Consider the following 535-nt stretch of genomic DNA (forward strand, 5'->3'; position numbering starts at 1 on the left):
AGTGCTCCGCCGCGCGTGCTTCGGGGCTCACATCACGAACCTTGGAGATGTCGAATACCGGTCCGCCTGCCGAAAGCTGTCGGGCCGCTGCGCGCGCCCGATCTATCCAGGTGTCGGGAGCCTCACCCTCGGCAACGATGCGATCCTCGACGATCGAAAGCCGAACCGATTTCGGTGGGGTCAGCGACGCGGTTAGCCGCTTCAGCACGAACTTCGGATCAAGGCTCTGATAGAATTGCCACTGTGAATGAACGCGGGCGGGATCGACCTTCGTTCCGGACAGCAGCGACTGCGGGTCGGCGGCAAGCGGGTCTCTCAGGCCGGCAATATAGAAGTGTCCACCCCTCGCCCTTTGTTGGGCGACGATGATCCCCGGTTGAGCCTCAAGTCGCGACACATAAGTCTGCCAGTGCTCCGCCGCGCGTGCTTCGGGGCTCACATCACGAACCTTGGAGATGTCGAATACCGGTCCGCCTGCCGAAAGCTGTCGGGCCGCTGCGCGCGCCCGATCTATCCAGGTGTCGGGAGCCTCACC

The 535-nt window shown here is 63.4% G+C and carries 1 pseudogene; it reads right to left on the minus strand.

What is annotated here, in order from left to right:
- Positions 1-439, minus strand: a pseudogene (locus EOA86_RS37750) (OmpA family protein); the annotation flags it as partial.
- Between the last annotated feature and the right edge of the window lie 96 nt (positions 440-535).

This window comes from Mesorhizobium sp. M5C.F.Ca.IN.020.32.2.1 (genome assembly GCF_004023105.1).
In the GTDB taxonomy this organism is placed as follows: domain Bacteria; phylum Pseudomonadota; class Alphaproteobacteria; order Rhizobiales; family Rhizobiaceae; genus Mesorhizobium; species Mesorhizobium wenxiniae.